13 protein-coding genes and 1 pseudogene are annotated in these 15430 nt (G+C 66.6%); 5 read left to right on the plus strand and 9 right to left on the minus strand.

Annotation, left to right across the window (positions count from 1 at the left end):
- Positions 1–39 precede the first annotated feature (39 nt).
- A complete protein-coding gene (locus DTA22_RS13960; RefSeq protein ID WP_112299793.1) occupies positions 40–627 on the plus strand; it encodes a TetR/AcrR family transcriptional regulator in 588 nt (195 codons plus the stop codon).
- On the opposite strand, the gene DTA22_RS13965 is transcribed toward DTA22_RS13960, so the two are convergent.
- The 4 genes from DTA22_RS13965 to DTA22_RS13980 are packed head-to-tail and all read right to left on the minus strand — an operon-like array spanning position 537 to position 4084.
- Positions 537–1550 (minus strand): LysR family transcriptional regulator, encoded by a 1014-nt coding sequence (locus DTA22_RS13965; RefSeq protein WP_245973430.1) that lies wholly within the window; start codon positions 1548–1550, stop codon positions 537–539. The two genes, DTA22_RS13960 and DTA22_RS13965, sit on opposite strands and share 91 nt — an antisense overlap.
- Positions 1551–1590: 40 nt before the next feature.
- The gene (locus tag DTA22_RS13970; RefSeq protein WP_112299794.1) at positions 1591–2721 is read right to left on the minus strand and encodes an NAD(P)/FAD-dependent oxidoreductase; all 1131 of its coding nucleotides are present in this window, start codon (positions 2719–2721) and stop codon (positions 1591–1593) included.
- Complete coding sequence (locus tag DTA22_RS13975; RefSeq protein ID WP_112299795.1) at positions 2718–2912, minus strand: ferredoxin; 195 nt, start codon at positions 2910–2912, stop codon at positions 2718–2720. The genes DTA22_RS13970 and DTA22_RS13975 overlap by 4 nt, the downstream gene beginning before the upstream one ends.
- Positions 2909–4084, minus strand: coding sequence for a cytochrome P450 (locus tag DTA22_RS13980; RefSeq protein ID WP_112299796.1), 1176 nt, complete (start codon positions 4082–4084; stop codon positions 2909–2911). The genes DTA22_RS13975 and DTA22_RS13980 overlap by 4 nt, the downstream gene beginning before the upstream one ends.
- Positions 4085–4234: 150 nt before the next feature.
- Here DTA22_RS13980 and DTA22_RS13985 point away from each other — a divergent pair, with 150 nt between their 5' ends.
- Complete coding sequence (locus DTA22_RS13985; RefSeq protein ID WP_245973429.1) at positions 4235–5356, plus strand: DUF3500 domain-containing protein; 1122 nt, start codon at positions 4235–4237, stop codon at positions 5354–5356.
- A 611-nt stretch (positions 5357–5967) separates the two neighbouring features.
- A pseudogene (locus tag DTA22_RS36745) lies at positions 5968–6438 on the plus strand (HupE/UreJ family protein); the annotation flags it as partial.
- Between the two features lie 468 nt (positions 6439–6906).
- Here the strand turns inward: DTA22_RS36745 and DTA22_RS13995 are convergent.
- From DTA22_RS13995 to DTA22_RS14015, 5 genes are all read right to left on the minus strand, one after another.
- Complete coding sequence (locus DTA22_RS13995) at positions 6907–7686, minus strand: NAD(P)-binding domain-containing protein (protein WP_112299799.1); 780 nt, start codon at positions 7684–7686, stop codon at positions 6907–6909.
- Positions 7687–7753: 67 nt separating this feature from the next.
- Positions 7754–8167, minus strand: coding sequence for a carboxymuconolactone decarboxylase family protein (locus tag DTA22_RS14000; protein ID WP_112299800.1), 414 nt, complete (start codon positions 8165–8167; stop codon positions 7754–7756).
- Between the two features lie 85 nt (positions 8168–8252).
- Positions 8253–9623, minus strand: a complete 1371-nt coding sequence (locus tag DTA22_RS14005; protein WP_112299801.1) for an NAD-dependent succinate-semialdehyde dehydrogenase — start codon at positions 9621–9623, stop codon at positions 8253–8255.
- 29 nt (positions 9624–9652) lie between these two features.
- Positions 9653–11272, minus strand: a complete 1620-nt coding sequence (locus DTA22_RS14010; protein WP_112299802.1) for a flavin-containing monooxygenase — start codon at positions 11270–11272, stop codon at positions 9653–9655.
- A gap of 64 nt (positions 11273–11336) precedes the next feature.
- Positions 11337–12272 (minus strand): alpha/beta hydrolase, encoded by a 936-nt coding sequence (locus DTA22_RS14015; RefSeq protein WP_112299803.1) that lies wholly within the window; start codon positions 12270–12272, stop codon positions 11337–11339.
- Between the two features lie 223 nt (positions 12273–12495).
- On the opposite strand from DTA22_RS14015, the gene DTA22_RS14020 reads away from it, so the two are divergent.
- Together DTA22_RS14020 and DTA22_RS14025 are read left to right on the plus strand one after the other, a co-directional pair.
- Positions 12496–13554: an alcohol dehydrogenase gene (locus tag DTA22_RS14020; RefSeq protein WP_112299804.1), complete on the plus strand. Its 1059-nt coding sequence runs from the start codon at positions 12496–12498 to the stop codon at positions 13552–13554.
- Positions 13555–13567: 13 nt separating this feature from the next.
- Complete coding sequence (locus tag DTA22_RS14025; protein WP_112299805.1) at positions 13568–15382, plus strand: sigma-54-dependent Fis family transcriptional regulator; 1815 nt, start codon at positions 13568–13570, stop codon at positions 15380–15382.
- The last annotated feature ends 48 nt before the right edge of the window (positions 15383–15430 follow it).

The raw sequence follows: 15430 nt of genomic DNA on the forward strand, positions 1-15430 counted from the left end.
AGGAGGATTCGTGGCTGTACTGCGGATAGAATCCGGGCCATGTCGCTCCGTGCCGCTCAGAAGCAGATGACCTACGAGCTCTTCCTCGCGAAGGCGCTCGAGCTGTTCGGCGGGAAGGGCTACTCCGCGACCACGATCGACGACATCGCCACCGCCGCCGGCTCGACCCGGACCACCTTCTACCTGCACTTCTCGTCGAAGGCCGAGGTGATGAGCGCGCTCCTGACGAAGGTCGACGCGATCCTCACCACGGCCGACGACCCGACGCTGACCGCGGTGGTCGCGTCCGGCTCGCGCGACCTGATCCGGGAGTGGCTGGACCGCAAGTTCTCGCAATGGGACGAGATCAAGCCCTACCTCACCGCGTCCTTCCAGGCCGCACACGAGCCGGACGTCGCAGCCAAGACCGAGCAGTGGTTCGAGGACGCGGTCGGTCAGATGACCGACGGGCTGGACCGGGCGAAGCGCTTCCCGCCGGACCGTCGCCAGGTCCGGTGCGTGCTCGCCTTCGGCCAGCTCGAGTACCTCTCGCGCCGCTACTTCTCGGTCGGCTGGCGGATTCCCCGCGAGGTCTGCCTCGACGAACTCACCGACTCCTGGTGCCACCTGCTCGCGTCGGACAACTGAGCCTCGAAAGTCGTCGCTTCGACGAGGATCTCCCGCAACCAGCCGATGAACGCCGCATCTGCCAGACGCGGGTTCCACACCATGTCGACCCTCAACGGCGAGATCGGCAGGGGGAACTCCTCGATCCGGAGGTCCACCCGTTCGCGCATCGCGACAGCGACCCGCAGGGTGTGCACCGCCACCCCACCGGCCGTCGCCACCAGATGCGGGATGAGCAGGTGGTCGGCGACGAGTTGCCCGATCCGGTACTGCACGCCGTGCGCGTCCAACGCTGCATACGGCGCCACCCGGTGCCGGGAGTCGTAGGTGACGTGGGGCACCGAGGTGAGCAGGTCCAGTGCAGACGCCGCGGGATCGCTGTCCGGATGGGCGATCACCACCCAGCGGTTCTCGTACAGCCGCTCGCGCGGGTGCGGCGACGCGAACGCCTCGGACAGGAGTACGACGTCCACCCCGTCGTCGGTGAAGTCGCTTGCCTGAGGCTCGACGAAGTTGCGCACCCGGAGGGTCGCATTCGGTGCCCGCTCGGCGATCAGTCGAGCCAAAGCGGGCCCGACGACGAATGCGGTGCTGGTGGTCATCGCCACAGTGATGGTGCGGCTGTCGTGGGCCGGGTCGAAGCCCGGAAAGTTCACCACCTGGGCGGTCTGCCGCAGTACTTCACGCAGTGGCGCGATGAGTTCCAGGGCGCGCGGGGTGAGCACCAGGCCGCTGCCCTGCCGGGTCACCAGGTCGTCACCGATCATTCGGCGCATCCGTCCCAGGGCATGACTCATCGCGGGTTGGGACATGCCCACCCGGGCCGCGGCGCGGGTGACCGATCCCTCCTCGAGGAGCGCCAGCAACGGCACCAGCAGATTGAGGTTGACCGAGGCGAGCCGCTCCAGGCCGAGATCACTCGAATGATCCCCGGGTTGGTTCATCCACACGAAGTTACGCGTCCTCCTCTGGAAAGCGTCGGCGTCATGCCTCGGCCGAGGCCATACGGCGCAGTCTCGGGATCGGGATCCGGTGGTTGACGGCGACCGCGACACCGTGACCGTCGTCGTGAGTCCAGCGCATCACCGACGGACCGCGCGGGCTGTCGCCGAGGAGGAACTTCGGTTCACCGGCGGCCGGCAGATGACCGGTGGCCTTGAGGTTCAACCCGAACTGCTCGGTCCAGAAGTACGGATCGAAGTCGAGTTCCGGCGCCTCGTCGCCGGTCAGTAGTGCGAGGGCAGCGACCTTGGCCTGTTCGATGGCGCTGCTCCACAGCGGAATCCGGCGTACTCCCGTCCGCGTCGGGACGGCCGCGACGTCCCCGGCCGCGACGATGCCGGGCCCGATTCGTCCCCGCGAGTCCGCTTCGAGGCGGCCGCCGGTCATCAGTCCACTGGTGGCCAGCCATCCCGTGTTGGGGATGTCGCCGATCGCGCTGACGAGCACGTCGCCTTCGACCCGTGATCCGTCCCGCAGAACCAGCCCACGCGCAGTGTCGATCCCGGCGGCCGCGCCGGCGACGATGGTGAGTCCCCGGGCGACCGCGGCCGCGGTGAACGCGTCGGACAGGCAGGGCCCCAGATGCGACAGCATCGGCCGGCCGTCGGCCACCAGCGTGACCCGGCATCCCGCCGACAGGGCAGCGGACGCGATCTCCATGCCCAGCGGGCCGGCTCCGACGACCACCACCGACGGCCGGGCTGCCAGCCGTTCCCGGAGAACCAGGGCATCGTCCAGGGTGCGCAGGGTCAGCTCAACGCTGCCGTCGCCACCCAGACGCCGGGCCCTGGAACCGGTGGCGATCACCAGTCCGTCGTAGGGCAGGTCCGAACCGTCGTCGAGACACACGCGGCGGGACTCGACGTCGAGGCCGACTACCGCCACCCCGAGCACCTCGGCGGCCTCGTGCGTGGGCGGCGCCAGTTCGTGGGAACCGCCGTCGACCAGGAGCGTCTTGGAAAGCGCGGGTCGCGAGTACGTCGCCCGGGGTTCGTCGCCCACGATGGTCAGGTCGCCGTCGAAACCTGCGGCACGGAGGCTGTCGCACGCGGTCTGGCCGGCGATCCCGTTGCCGACGACCAGAATTCGCCGGGGAGCTTCGGTGAGTTTCATGCGAGTCTGAGGGCGGCCACGGGGCAAACCCGGACAGCGGCGCCGGCGTCAGCAAGTTCAGGGCTCCCCTCGGGGAACTCTTCGACGTCGAGGATCAGTTCGCCCTCGTCGTCGAGATGCATCAGGTCGGGGGCGATCTCTTCGCACAGTCCGTGGCCCTCACACCGAGGCCGGTCGATCACGATTCTCATGCCGGGACCACCTTCAGGATCTCGAGTGTGTCGATGGAGCGGGTGATGTTGCTGGGCAACCGAACCGGCTCGGCGGCCACCAGACGCTGTGCGTGGACGGCGAGTGCCCCGATGACGGCGTGGGCTTCCAAGCGGGCCAGGCCCTGGCCTGCGCAGCCGTGCGGGCCGTAGCCGAAGGAGAGATGGTCGACCGGGTTCCGTTCGACCAGAAAGTCGTCCGGGTTCTCGTAGTGCCGTGGGTCGCGGTTGCCCGCACCGAAGAGGATCGCCACCTGGGATCCGGCCGGCACCACGGTGCCGTCGATGATGACGTCCCGGGTGACGAGGCGCCCCCAGGCATGTACCGGCGCCCAATATCGGAGTATCTCGTTGAAGGCTGCCGGAACCAGGGCGGAATCCCTTCGGACCAGGTCGAATTGGTCGGGGAAGGCCGAGAAGAGCGCGACGATGTTGCCGAGCGCGGCGATCGTGGTGTCCACTCCCGCGCCCAGGTACTGGTGGATGATGTGGCCGGCGGTGCCGGGAGGAATGGCGCCCCGATCCTCGGCATCGAAGATGCCGCGACCGACCGATCCCGGCGCCAGATCCTCGGCCCGGACCCCGGTGCACCAACCGTAGAGTTCGCCTGCGATCGGGAAGTTCTCCGCAGTCCGCTGGTTCATCGGGCCGATGACCTCCATCGCGGCCTGTCCCCAGCGCAGCATGTTGTCGCGCACCTCGCCGGTGAATCCGATCAGGTCCGCGACGACCTCGAGCGGAAGGGCGCGGGCCAGCGCGTCGATGGCCTCGAACGATCCCCTGTCGACCAGGTCCGCGACCAGCGCATCGGCCTTGGTCCGGATCTGGTCCCTGATTCCCCGCAGCGCCCGTGGGGAGAGGTTCTCGGTGAGAGTCGCGCGCAAGTCGGTGTGGATCGGCGGGTCGGAGGCCAGGGACGTGCCTTGCAGTGCCTCGTTGACCATGGGGTTGAAGCCGACCGTCCGGGACGAGAACGTGCCGGGGTCGGCCAGAGCGTCGCGGATGGCGTCGTATCGGGTCAGGGCATAGACATCGTTGGCGGGCAGATGCACCACCGCGCCGAGATCGCGGAGTTCGGCGTACGTCGGGTAGGGGTCGATCAGGATCTCGTCGGCGAAGAGGTCGATATCGGAACTCGCGGGTGTGCTGGTCATGCACCCAGTGAAGTGACTCCACTCACATAAATCCAACTCATATTGTGCATATAGGAACATGCATGCTGTTGATGTGAACGTCCGGCGGTTCACAGGAAAGTGCCAGCGACTTCACGGGTCGACCGGATTCTGTCTACTTACGCTCCTTCCATGCGAACTCAGAACTCCCGTGTCACCTCGCCGAAGAAGTTGATCGTCGCGTCCTCGATGACGATGCTTCTCGGACTCTCACTCGTTGCGTGCGGGACCGACAGCGACACCACCACCCCGGCGCCCGGCTCCGCTTCGAGTTCTGTCGCAGCGACTATGGCCACCGCCGACGCGGGCAGCGTCGCCGCCGGCGCCGAGGCATTCGCGGCTACTCTGACCGACGATCAGAAAGCGTCACTGCAACAGGAGTATTCGCTCGAGAATGCGCAGAAGTGGTCGAATCTGCCGCAGGCACTGCTCCGGGGCGGTCAGGGGCGGATCGGCCTGCAACTGAGCGAGCTCGACGACACTCAGATCGCCGCGCTCGACACCCTGTTGCAGGCGGTCACCGGCTCGGCGGCGGGCGACGGGTACGACGAGATCCAACAGCTGCTCAACGCGGATGACTATCTCGCGGCCAACGGCGGCGGAACCGACTACGGCCGTGGTAACTACTACATCGCCTTCCTCGGCACCCCGTCCGATTCCGGGACGTGGGAATTGCAGTTCGGAGGACACCATCTGGCGTTCGCGAACACCTACGTCGACGGCGCGCTCGTCGGTGCCACCCCGTCGTTCCGCGGGGTCGAACCGTTCGGCACGTTCGAGCAGAACGGCACGTCCAATTCCCCTCTCGCCAACGAGCAGTCTTCGTTTGCGGCGCTGCTCGCAGGACTGTCCACCGAGGAGTTGGCCACAGCGAAACTCGATTCCGTGTACAGCGATCTGGTGCTCAAACCCGGTAACGACTGGGCATTCCCGACGACCAAGGAAGGCGTGCAGGTCTCGACGTTCACTCCGGAACAGAAGCAACTCGTCATGGCCGCGATCGCCACTTACGTCGACGACATCGACGACGCGGACGCGGCGACCATCTTGGCGAAGTACGAAAGCGAGCTGGACCAGACGTACGTCTCGTACTCGGGTAGCACCGGCGTGACCGAGCAGAACGACTACGTGCGAATCGACGGACCGTCGGTCTGGATCGAGTTCTCGATGCAGCACGGCATCGTGCTGTCCGGGAACCACCCGCACTCGGTGTGGCGTGATCGGACGACGGACTACGGCGGAACGCAGGAGTGATCATCCCTCGGCTGTGCAAGTCGATTGCGGGGTTGATGGTGGTGCTCTCATCGATCGGAGTGTGGCTGATCGGCGGTACCGCACAGGCTCACGTTCTTCCGACCACCACGATCGAGCTCGACGTTCACGCGTCGGAAATCACTGCCGCACTGACGATTCCACAGAGCGACCTGGAGGCCGCAAGCGGGATCGACCTCGGATCCGGAGGCCAGAGCGACGTCGACGCGCACTCGAGCGAACTGCTGGACTATCTCGAGGACCATTTCGCGCCCACCACGCTGGACGGCCGGCCGTGGGCGGTCACGTTCGACGAACCCACCGTGGGTTCGTCGGAGGACCTCGGTACCGGAATCTATGACACGCTCACGACGACGGCGCATCTTGTTCCACCTGCCGGCACCGATGAACGCTCGTTCGATCTCGGCTACGACGCGGTGATCCATCGCGTGGTCACCCATGTCGTCATGGTCACCGTACGATCCGACTGGTCCACGGGAACAATAGATTCCGGGCGAGAGATCGGCACTGTCGGAGTGGACTCCGTCACCGGAGACATCACGCCACTGACAGTGCGCCTCGACGACGGAAGCGCCTGGCAGGGATTCGTCAGTATGGTCTCGCTCGGTATCACCCATATCCGGGAGGGAACGGATCACCAGCTGTTCCTGCTCACGTTGTTGCTACCCGCTCCGTTGCTCGTCGCCGCCCGGCGATGGGGTGGTCCTGCGCGGCCTGTAGTGGCGGTGCGCAAGATAGCTGCGATCACGCTGGCGTTCACCGTCGGCCACTCGGTCACCCTCGCGTTGGGCACGATCGGCTTTCCGGTTCCGCAGCAGACCGTCGAGGTTCTCATTGCGATCAGCATTCTCGTCGCTGCCGTTCACGCAATCGTGCCGATCTTCTTCGGCCGTGAAGCGTTGATAGCGGGGATGTTCGGTCTCGTCCACGGTCTCGCGTTCTCGGCGACGCTCACCGAACTCGATCTCACCGGTGGGCAACTCGCAGTCAGCCTGCTGGGTTTCAATATCGGCATCGAGCTGATGCAACTCGCCGTCGTCGCTGTCGTGCTGCCGCCGCTCATCGTGCTCGCGCGGACCCGTATCTACCATCCCGTCCGGGTAACCGCGGCCGTACTCGCCGCGGCAGCAGCAGTCGGATGGGTATTCGATCGGGCAGGGTTTCCCAACATCGTCGCCGACGTGGCGGACCGCCTGGCCGACGTGACGCCGTATATCGTTGCCACTCTGTGGATTGCCGCGGTCGCCGTGGCCGCTCTACTCCTGCGGGGCCGCGTCGTCGGGACGGCCGGGCCAGACGCGTTTGCGACACCGCCGGACCGCAGCCACAACCGTGCGACACTGCGCCCCATCCTGCAGGAACTTCTGGCCGCCAAGCCCGCGTCCGACTGGTTCGACATCGTCACCGAGGCACGGTTGCCGTGTGCCCCGATCAATGATGTCCGCAGCGGAATCGAATTCGCGGGGCGCATCGGGCTGGAACCCGTCGTGGCGGTGGGCGACGGTGAAGAATCTCTTCCCGGGGGGCGCAACCTAGTCGATACTCAGCAGCGCACGCGCCTGAAGGATGGCCTGCTCGACGTCGTCGTCGAGGCCTCCGGCGGGCAGTGCACCGATTTCGCCGCGGAGCAGTCCGACGTCCTTGAGCAGCAGGTCGTACTGGATGTCGACGAGGTTGTCACTCATCCAGCTTTGTCCGGTTGACACGGCGATCACGTCGAAAAGGCCCTTGGCGGGCGTGCCGAGATGCTCGGCGAGAGTGAGCATCCGCGCGGTGGCGGCCAGATTGTAGGTGGCCAGCGCATTGTTGAGGAGCTTCACCAGGGCCGGCTGACCGTAGGACTCCATGCTGAACACGCGGCCGGAGATGTCGGCCAGCAGCCGGTCCTCGGCGGGGGTGGCGTCGGGTCCGGCGAGGAAGATGGTCATCGAGCCTTGACGGGCACCCTGGGGGCCGCCGGACACGGGGGCCTCGAAGACGCGCCAGTTGTCCGGGGCCGAAGACATGATCTTCCGGGCATCTTCCGGTGCCAGCGTGGTGTGGACGAAGACGGTCAGCGGCCGCGCGGTGTGGTCCTGGAGCGCCGCGAACACGGACGACACCTGTTCGGCCAGCCGCACCGCGACGTGGACGCTGTCAATGGACGGCCAGTCGAGTGCCGCGAGGTCGCTTCCGGCCGGTGACTGGGTCTCGTCCGACCACTCGCGGACGCGTTCCGCGTTGAAGTCGTAGCCGTACACCTCCTGCCCCAGCTGGGCGAGATGTGCGCCGATGTTTCCGCCGATGGGTCCGAGTCCAATTACCAAGTGCATGAGCGTTCCTCGAGTGTGTGAGCGAGCAGGTGTGGAAGAGAATGCCGGACCGGCATGGCAATTCGGCTCAGACCGTGGGGGACTCCGGGACGAGACCCCGCTCTGCCATGACCTGCTTGACGAGGGTCAGGCCGTTGAGCACGCGCGGGAACCCGACATAGGGGATGCAGTGGATCAGAGCACCGACGATCTTCTCCTTGGTCAGGCCCACGTTGAAGCCGGTGTTGATGTGCAACTTCAACTGGGGCTCGGTGCCCAGGGCGACCAGTGTGGAGATGGTCACCATCGTCTGCTCCTGCTGGGTCAGGCCGGTCCGGGAGTAGATGTCTCCGAAGGCGAAGGAGACGATGTAGTCGGACAGATCCGCGTCCAGACTCTGGTACGACTCGACGAGCTTGACATGGTCGAAGGTATTGGTGTGCTCGGGGGAGACGAGCTCCATCATGCGGTCGAGGCCGCGCTGATAGCGATCTGTGGCCATGTGGGTATTCCTCATCAGCTTGTCGGAGAAGGGTTTGCGCTACACCACCGGGCGGTGACACCCGGTGGTGTAACTATCTCTGTACCTATGGGTTTCGTACCAGCTTCTTGTTGGCGAACTCGTTGAACCCATATCGGGCCAGCTCGCGGCCGACGCCGGACCCCTTGACACCGCCGAACGGCAGGTCCGGGGAACTCTTGCTGATGCCGTTGATCCAGACCATGCCGGTCTCGAGTTCCTCGGCGATGCGGTCGGCCTTGTCCGGGTCCGAGGTGAACACGCTGGGCGAGAGGCCGAACTGGGAGTCGTTGGCCAGGTCGATTGCCTCGTCGATCGATCCGACGCGGTGCACGACCGCCACCGGGCCGAACAGCTCCTCGCTGAACGCGCGCATCTCACGCGTGACACCTGCCAGCACGGTGGGCGGGTAGTACGCGCCGACCCCGTCCGGCCGGTGACCGCCCAACAGGACGTCGGCCCCACGGGAGATCGCCTCTTGGACAAGCTCGTCCAGTTCCTCGACACCCGCGTTCGATGCCATCGGTCCGAGCTTCGTGTCGGGGCTGGTCGGGTCGCCGGGCTGCCAGCCGGCCATCCCGTCGACGAATTTCCCGACGAACTCCTCGTACACACGTTCATCGACGAGGAACCGCTTCGACGCGGTGCACGCCTGCCCGCCGTTGCCGAGCCGCCCGACGACGGCAGCGGCAGCCGCCGCGTCCACATCGGCGTCGTCGAGCACGATGAAGGGGTCCGAGCCGCCGAGTTCCAGCACGCACTTCTTCATGTGCCGGCCCGCGACCTCGCCGACAGCCGACCCGGCCTTCTCGGATCCGGTCAGCGACACACCCTGGACACGCGGATCCGCAACGGCATTCGCGACCTGCACCGAGGAAATGAAGGCATTGCGGTACACACCCGCGGGCAACCCCGCCTCGGTCAGGACCCGTTCGATGGCGAGGGCTGACTGCGGGCAGTTCCGCGCGTGCTTGACGATGATCGTGTTGCCGAGGGCAATGTTCGGCGCCGCGAAACGAGCCACCTGGTAGTAGGGGTAGTTCCACGGCATCACCCCGACGAGCGGGCCGATCGGCTCCGTGCGGACGACGGCCGTGCCGGACCCTGTGATGTCGAGAGGCTCGTCCGCCATGTACTCCTCGACATGGTCGGCGTAGTACTGGTAGATCGAGGCGACCAACTGCACCTCACCCCTGGCCTGGGCGATCGGCTTGCCCATTTCCAGGGTGAGAAGCTTGGCCAGCTCGTCGGCCTGCTCGCGGTGGATCTCGGCGGCCCGGGTGAGGACGATGCGGCGCCGCTCCAGCGGTGTGGTGCGCCAGGAGCGGTAGGCGGCCGTGCTGTGTCCGATGAGAGCGTCCAGCTCCGCATCCGAGATCTCCGGGTACTGCGCGTTCTCTTCCCCGGTGACCGGGTCGATGGTGGTGTAGACACCCATGGGGTTCTCCTGTGTGGTGATGAGGGGTGTCAGGCCGCGATCGTCTCGGCCGACTCGAAGCCGCGGTATCCGTCGGCGGTGACGTCGGCCAGGACGGCACGGTAGTTGCCCAGCCCGCCCAGGTAGAACAGGACGCTGGGCTTCTTGCCCGGGACGTTCGCGCCGAAGATCCACGAGTCGACCTTGGTGAACACCGTCATGTTGGCGATCTCGGTGCATGTCTCGGTCCATTCGGCCTCGGCCTCCGGCGTGGGTTCGATCGCCCGCAGTCCGTTGCGTTCGGCGTAGTCGATCGTGTCACTGATCCACTCGACCTGCGTCTCGATGCTCGGCGGCAGGTTCGTGAACGGACCGTTGGGTCCGAGGACCATGAACCAGTTGGGGAAGTTCGCCGTGGAGATGCCGAGGTAGCTGGTCGGCTGCCCGTCCCAGTGATTGTTGATGTTCAGGCCGCCCCGACCGCGGATCTCCATGCGCCGGTAGTTGCCGTCGACGGCGTCGAACCCGGTGGCGAAGATGAGCACATCCAGTTCGTGCAGGACGCCGTCCTCGGTCACCACACCCTTGGCGGTGACCTCGCGGATCGGGTTCTCCCTGATGGCGACGGCTTCCACGTTCGGCCGGTTGAAGACCTGGAAATAGCCGTCGTCGCACAGCGGGCGGCGGGCGAACAAGCCGGTCGGCGTCAGCTTGCGGGCCGTCTCCGGGTCCTCGATGACCTCGGCGATCTTGGAACGAATGAAGGACGCTGCGGCCTCGTTGGCTTCCTCGTCGGTGGCGATGTCACCGAAGGTGGCGAACATGAAGCGGAAACCGCCGCCGTGCTGCCAGGCTTCCTCGAAGATGCGGCGGCGCTCCTCCTCCGAGACGCTCATCGCCGGTACGGTGCTCTCCTCGAAGCCGAAGGCCACCGACGAATCCTTGACCTGTGTCCAGATCCGGTCGTAATCGGCCTTGACCGCGTCGATCTGCTGTGTGGTCACGGGGCGCTTCCCGACCGGGACGGAGTACTGCGGGGTCCGGACGAACACGGTCAGGTGCTCGACCTCCGGCGCGAGGGCCGTGATGACCTGCTGGCCGGTGGAACCGGTGCCGATGACGCCGACGCGGCGGCCCGCGAGGTCCTTGCCCTCGGGCCAGGCGGCGGTGTGGATGGTTTCGCCCTCGAAGGTGTCCAGACCGGGCAGGTTCGGGAGATTGATGGCGGAGAGCAGTCCGACGGCGTTGACGACATAGGTGGCCCGGTAGACGGCGCCGGAGTCGGTGGTGACCTCCCACAGTGCCTCGTCGTCGAGGTAGACGGCAGAGGTGACCTCGGTGCCGAAGCGGAAGTGGCGGCGCAGGTCGAAACGGTCGACGACGCCCTCGAGGTATTCGAGGATCTCGGGCTGGGTGATGTACGTGTGCTTCCACGTGCCGTCCTGCAGCAGGTCGGAGTCGAAGGAGAAACGATAGACGTGACTCTCGGTGTCGGAGAGGGCGCCCGGGTAGCGGTTCCAGTACCAGGTGCCGCCGGGACCGTCTGCGTTGTCGAAACCCACTGTGGTGAGGCCGAGTTCGTTGTGCAGCTTGTGGACGGCGTAGATGCCGCCGAAGCCGGCGCCGATGACGACGGCGTCGACGATGTGGGGTGTGGTCTGGGAAGTCATGGCGAACTCCTGTGTCGTTCTGATGCAGGGAAGGAAGCGGTGAAAGATGAAGGGGCCGAGGTAGTTACTTGCGGTGCCAGGCGGCGAGCTTCTCGAACTCCTCGGCTACGAGGGCGGACCGTCCGGCCAGGAACGGGTAGACGTGCTGCTGGCCCTCCCCGATGGACAGGGTGACATCCACACCGGCTGCTGTGGCGCGATCCTCCAGACGGGTGGCGTTGTCGAGGAGCGACTCGACGCTGCCGGCCGTGACGTACAGCCGCGGGAAACCGGTGAAGTCGGCGTGCAGCGGGTTCGCCAGCGGTGTCTTCGGGTCGACGATGCCCCCGAGGACGCCGGCGATCATGCCCTCGAGCAGTTCCGGGGTGATCAGCGCGTCGGTGTCGTTGTTGGTGACGAGGGTTTCGCCCTTGTTCTCCATGTCGAGCCACGGGGAGAAGGCGACGACCCCGCCGGGGCCCCGCTTGCCCTGTTCCTTCAAGGCCAGGGCGATGGCGATGGCGAGGTTGCCGCCCGCCGAATCACCGATGGTGGTGATGTTGTGCGGGGCGATGCCGGAGGCGACGAGCGCATCGAACGCGGCCACCCCGTCCTCGACCTGCGCCGGGTGCTGGAACTCGGGGGCCCGGCGGTAGTCCACCACGAAGCTGACGGCGCCGAGGGCCTTCGCGACGTGGGCGGCGAGTTTGCGGTGGCTGGACGCCGACCCGACGGCGAATCCGCCGCCGTGTGTGTACAGGAGCACCTCGGACGTGGCCGCTGCCTCCGGCAGGCACCAGATGCCCGGGACTCCGCCGACGGCGTCCTCGCGGTACGTCACGCCCTCCGGCTCGACGGTCGGCTGGTGCCACTCGTCGAACATGGAACGGAACAGGCGCATGGTCAGGTCCGGCGTCGCCGCCATGATCTGGGACCAATCGGCGTAGAGGTCGCGCAGCACGTCCCGGCCCTCGGCATCGGCGGAAGTGACGCTGAACTGTTCGGAGATGTTGGTGGTCATGGTTGCCTTTGGTTCGATTTCGGACCAGGGATTGATGCCTCGTCCGTGTTCTGTGTCCTACCTGCCGCGGCCGCCCCGATGTGATGGCCGCCACGGCTCCTGGATCAAACGTAGAAGGATGTTTCGACCCCCCTGTGTTCCGATGTGAAACACAGTGGGCCTCGAATATCTGCACATGATGAGGGGACACCTGACAGCCCACCCCGAACGAGGTAGTCCCCCGATGCATGCATTCGCCGTCCTTCCCGACGACAGCACGATCCATGACCTGGATATCCCGACCCCGAGCCCCGAAGGCCGGACGGTCCTGTTGAAAGTGACGCGGGCCGGCGTCTGCCACACCGACACCCACCTGCGTGCGGGTGGATACGACCTCGGCAGCCGCGGAATGATGAATATGAAAGACCGCGGCATCGAGTACCCGATGGTGCTCGGCCACGAGGTCGTCGGCATCGTCGAACAGGTCGGTGACGACGTCGAATCCGTTCGCCCGGGCGACGTGCGGCTGATCTACCCGTGGATCGGCTGCGGCGAATGCCGCCACTGCCGCGAAGGAAGCGACAACCGTTGTGCTGCAGGAAGAAATCTCGGTGTGGCCCGCCACGGTGGCTACGCCGAATACATTCTCGTCCCCGACGAGAAGTACCTCGTCGACATCGAGGGCATCGACCCGAGTTGGGCTGCCACCCTGGCCTGTTCGGGTCTGACCGCCTACAGCGCCGTCGACAGGATCCTTCCCCTCGAACCGGATGAGCCGGTCGTCCTGTTCGGCGCGGGAGGTCTCGGGCTCACCGCCGTCGCGTTGCTCCGCGCCCGGGGTCACCGCAACATCTGCGCGGTCGATGTCGCCGAGGGGAACCTCGCCCTGGCCCGGAACATGGGCGCCTCGAGCACAGTCCTCTCCGGGCCCGGCAGCGGCGCCAAGGACATCCGACGCGCGGTCGGCGGACCGGCGAGCGCCGTCGTCGACTTCGTCAACAACGGCGTCACTGCCACGTCGGCGTTCGAGGTCCTGGCCAAGGCGGGGCACATGGTCCAGGTCGGACTATTCGGCGGCGAAGTCACCATCCCGACCGCACTGCTGGCCCTGCGCATGATCCACATCGAGGGCAGCTTCGTCGGTACTCTCGCCCAGCTGCAGGACCTGGTGCGGATCGCGCGAAGTGGAAAGCTGCCCAACATCCCGGTCGTCGAACGGTCGCTGTCCGCGGCAGAGGTCTCCCGGGCCCTGGACGACCTCACCGCCGGGGGCATTGCTGGACGCATCGTCCTGACTGCTTGACACTGGGATTGTGATGGAAAAGTCACGCCGCGAGGACGAGGTCCGGAGTGCCCGCGAACTGCTGATCACGCAGGGGCTGGTCCGGGCTTCCGTTCCCGCGTCCCTCGTCGCCGAGGAGATCGAGCAGAGCTGGCGCCGCTCGGTCTCACATCGCGTCGATCCCGGGGTCGGACCCCACATTCTGGGGGAGATCGACCCCGACAGCGCCATCCTGCGTGCCGCCGGCCGGATCCTGGACCAGTGGCAGACCAACCTCACCGACTCACGGATGACCCTCTTCCTCGCCGACGAGGACGGTCGCATCGTTTCGCGCCGTATCGTCGACACACAGGACGAGCGGGCACTGGATCAGGCCAACGCGGTGGAAGGTTTCGACTTCTCCGAACAGTCCTTGGGCACCAACGGGCTGGGCACCCCCATCGAGTCACGTGGGATCGTATTCGTCCGAGGCACCGAGCATTTCAACGATGCCCTCGCTCAACTGGCGTGCGCGGGCGCTCCCATCAAGCACCCCATCACCGGGCGGATCGTGGGTTCACTCTCCATCGCCTCCCACATCGACGTCGCCAGCCCGTTGATGGTCGCGATGGTGCGGCAGGCCGGACATCAGATCGCCGAAGCGCTCGAGCTGATGGCCGACTCCCGGGACCTCGAGCTGGCGCGCACCTACCGCCTGTTCCGGTCGTCCCGGCACCCGGTCCTGGTCATGAATTCGGAAACGGTGATGACGGATCTGCCCGCCCTCGCCCACTTCGACGCGGAGTCCCACGCCGACCTGTGGGAAAAGCTACGCCGCCACCGCTGGGATCAGGACGAACTTCAGGTCGAGTTGCCCACACTCGGAGCCGAGGCGATGGTCCGGCGCCTCGGCCGCGCCGGCCAGGACGCGATCTTCGCGCTGGAGTTCACGTCGCAGGCCGCAGCCGGACAGGTGACCGTCGCCGACAGCCAGGACAGTGCGGCCGCACCCGCCGGTGGCGTTGCGGTGGACGGCGTGGCGTCCCACCGGACTCGGCCGACTCCGTACAGCGACGTGCAACGGCAGCTCACAGCTTCCGCAGACGTCGAGGGGCTCATCCGCGTCGTCGGAGGCCCCGGCACCGGCAAACGCCACCAGGCCTCGAGGTGGCTGCGCCAGCACACCAGCCAAGAGCCCGAGGTCGTCGCCGTCCGCGATCTCGCTGCGGATGACGCGATCTGGGCCGGCGGGGAAGCCGCGTTGCGGGAAGGCCGCGGCGTCGTCGTGGTGGGAGGAGGCGATCTCTCCGACGACCTGCGTGCGCGTCTCGGCGCCTTCGCGAGGCTCTCGCGCCCGGGAGCCCCCGCGGGTGCCCGTGTCATCCTCACCGAACGCGCCGGCGATGCAAACGAAGACGGAGCAGACGCCGATCCGCCGGTGGTACGCGTCCCCGCCCTCACAGAACTGCGCGACGAGCTGCCCGACATCGTGCGCGCGGTCGCTGCCGAGCTCTTCCCAGGCGCGCCGGCGCTACGCTTCTCCCCCGCCGCGCTCCAGTGTCTGCTGGCCTGGCGTTGGCCCGGCAACGTCGCCGAGCTGAGCCGGCTCCTCACCGCCTTCCCGTACCCGGTTCGCAGCGGCCTCATTCAGACCAAAGACCTGCCCGCCCCCATGCGGCAGACGGCCTGGTCGTCGCTGAGCCGCTACGAGCAGGCAGAGCGCGAGACGATCGAGGGCGCCCTGCGCGAAGCCGACGGCAACAAGGCTCGCGCCGCCAAGATTCTCGGTATCGGCCGCACCACCCTGTACCGCAAGATGCGGGCCCTGAAAATTGATGCCGACGAACGAATGATCGCCCCCGGACCGTGATCTCGGGACTAAGCGGCGCCATGACTGAACAGACCCCAGACAATGTGT

The sequence above is a fragment of the Rhodococcus wratislaviensis genome (genome assembly GCF_900455735.1).
GTDB classification, from domain to species: domain Bacteria; phylum Actinomycetota; class Actinomycetes; order Mycobacteriales; family Mycobacteriaceae; genus Rhodococcus_F; species Rhodococcus_F wratislaviensis.

What these genes read in the sequence shown, in the direction of transcription:
- DTA22_RS14025 (WP_112299805.1), top strand. Translation starts at nt 13,568, where the DNA reads ATGGAAAAGTCACGCCGCGAGGACGAGGTCCGGAGTGCCCGCGAACTG.
- DTA22_RS14000 (WP_112299800.1), bottom strand. Translation starts at nt 8,167, where the DNA reads ATGGCCACAGATCGCTATCAGCGCGGCCTCGACCGCATGATGGAGCTC.
- DTA22_RS14020 (WP_112299804.1), top strand. Translation starts at nt 12,496, where the DNA reads ATGCATGCATTCGCCGTCCTTCCCGACGACAGCACGATCCATGACCTG.
- DTA22_RS14010 (WP_112299802.1), bottom strand. Translation starts at nt 11,272, where the DNA reads ATGACTTCCCAGACCACACCCCACATCGTCGACGCCGTCGTCATCGGC.
- DTA22_RS13965 (WP_245973430.1), bottom strand. Translation starts at nt 1,550, where the DNA reads ATGAACCAACCCGGGGATCATTCGAGTGATCTCGGCCTGGAGCGGCTC.
- DTA22_RS13960 (WP_112299793.1), top strand. Translation starts at nt 40, where the DNA reads ATGTCGCTCCGTGCCGCTCAGAAGCAGATGACCTACGAGCTCTTCCTC.
- DTA22_RS13970 (WP_112299794.1), bottom strand. Translation starts at nt 2,721, where the DNA reads ATGAAACTCACCGAAGCTCCCCGGCGAATTCTGGTCGTCGGCAACGGG.
- DTA22_RS13985 (WP_245973429.1), top strand. Translation starts at nt 4,235, where the DNA reads ATGCGAACTCAGAACTCCCGTGTCACCTCGCCGAAGAAGTTGATCGTC.
- DTA22_RS13980 (WP_112299796.1), bottom strand. Translation starts at nt 4,084, where the DNA reads ATGACCAGCACACCCGCGAGTTCCGATATCGACCTCTTCGCCGACGAG.
- DTA22_RS13995 (WP_112299799.1), bottom strand. Translation starts at nt 7,686, where the DNA reads ATGCACTTGGTAATTGGACTCGGACCCATCGGCGGAAACATCGGCGCA.
- DTA22_RS14015 (WP_112299803.1), bottom strand. Translation starts at nt 12,272, where the DNA reads ATGACCACCAACATCTCCGAACAGTTCAGCGTCACTTCCGCCGATGCC.
- DTA22_RS14005 (WP_112299801.1), bottom strand. Translation starts at nt 9,623, where the DNA reads ATGGGTGTCTACACCACCATCGACCCGGTCACCGGGGAAGAGAACGCG.
- DTA22_RS13975 (WP_112299795.1), bottom strand. Translation starts at nt 2,912, where the DNA reads ATGAGAATCGTGATCGACCGGCCTCGGTGTGAGGGCCACGGACTGTGC.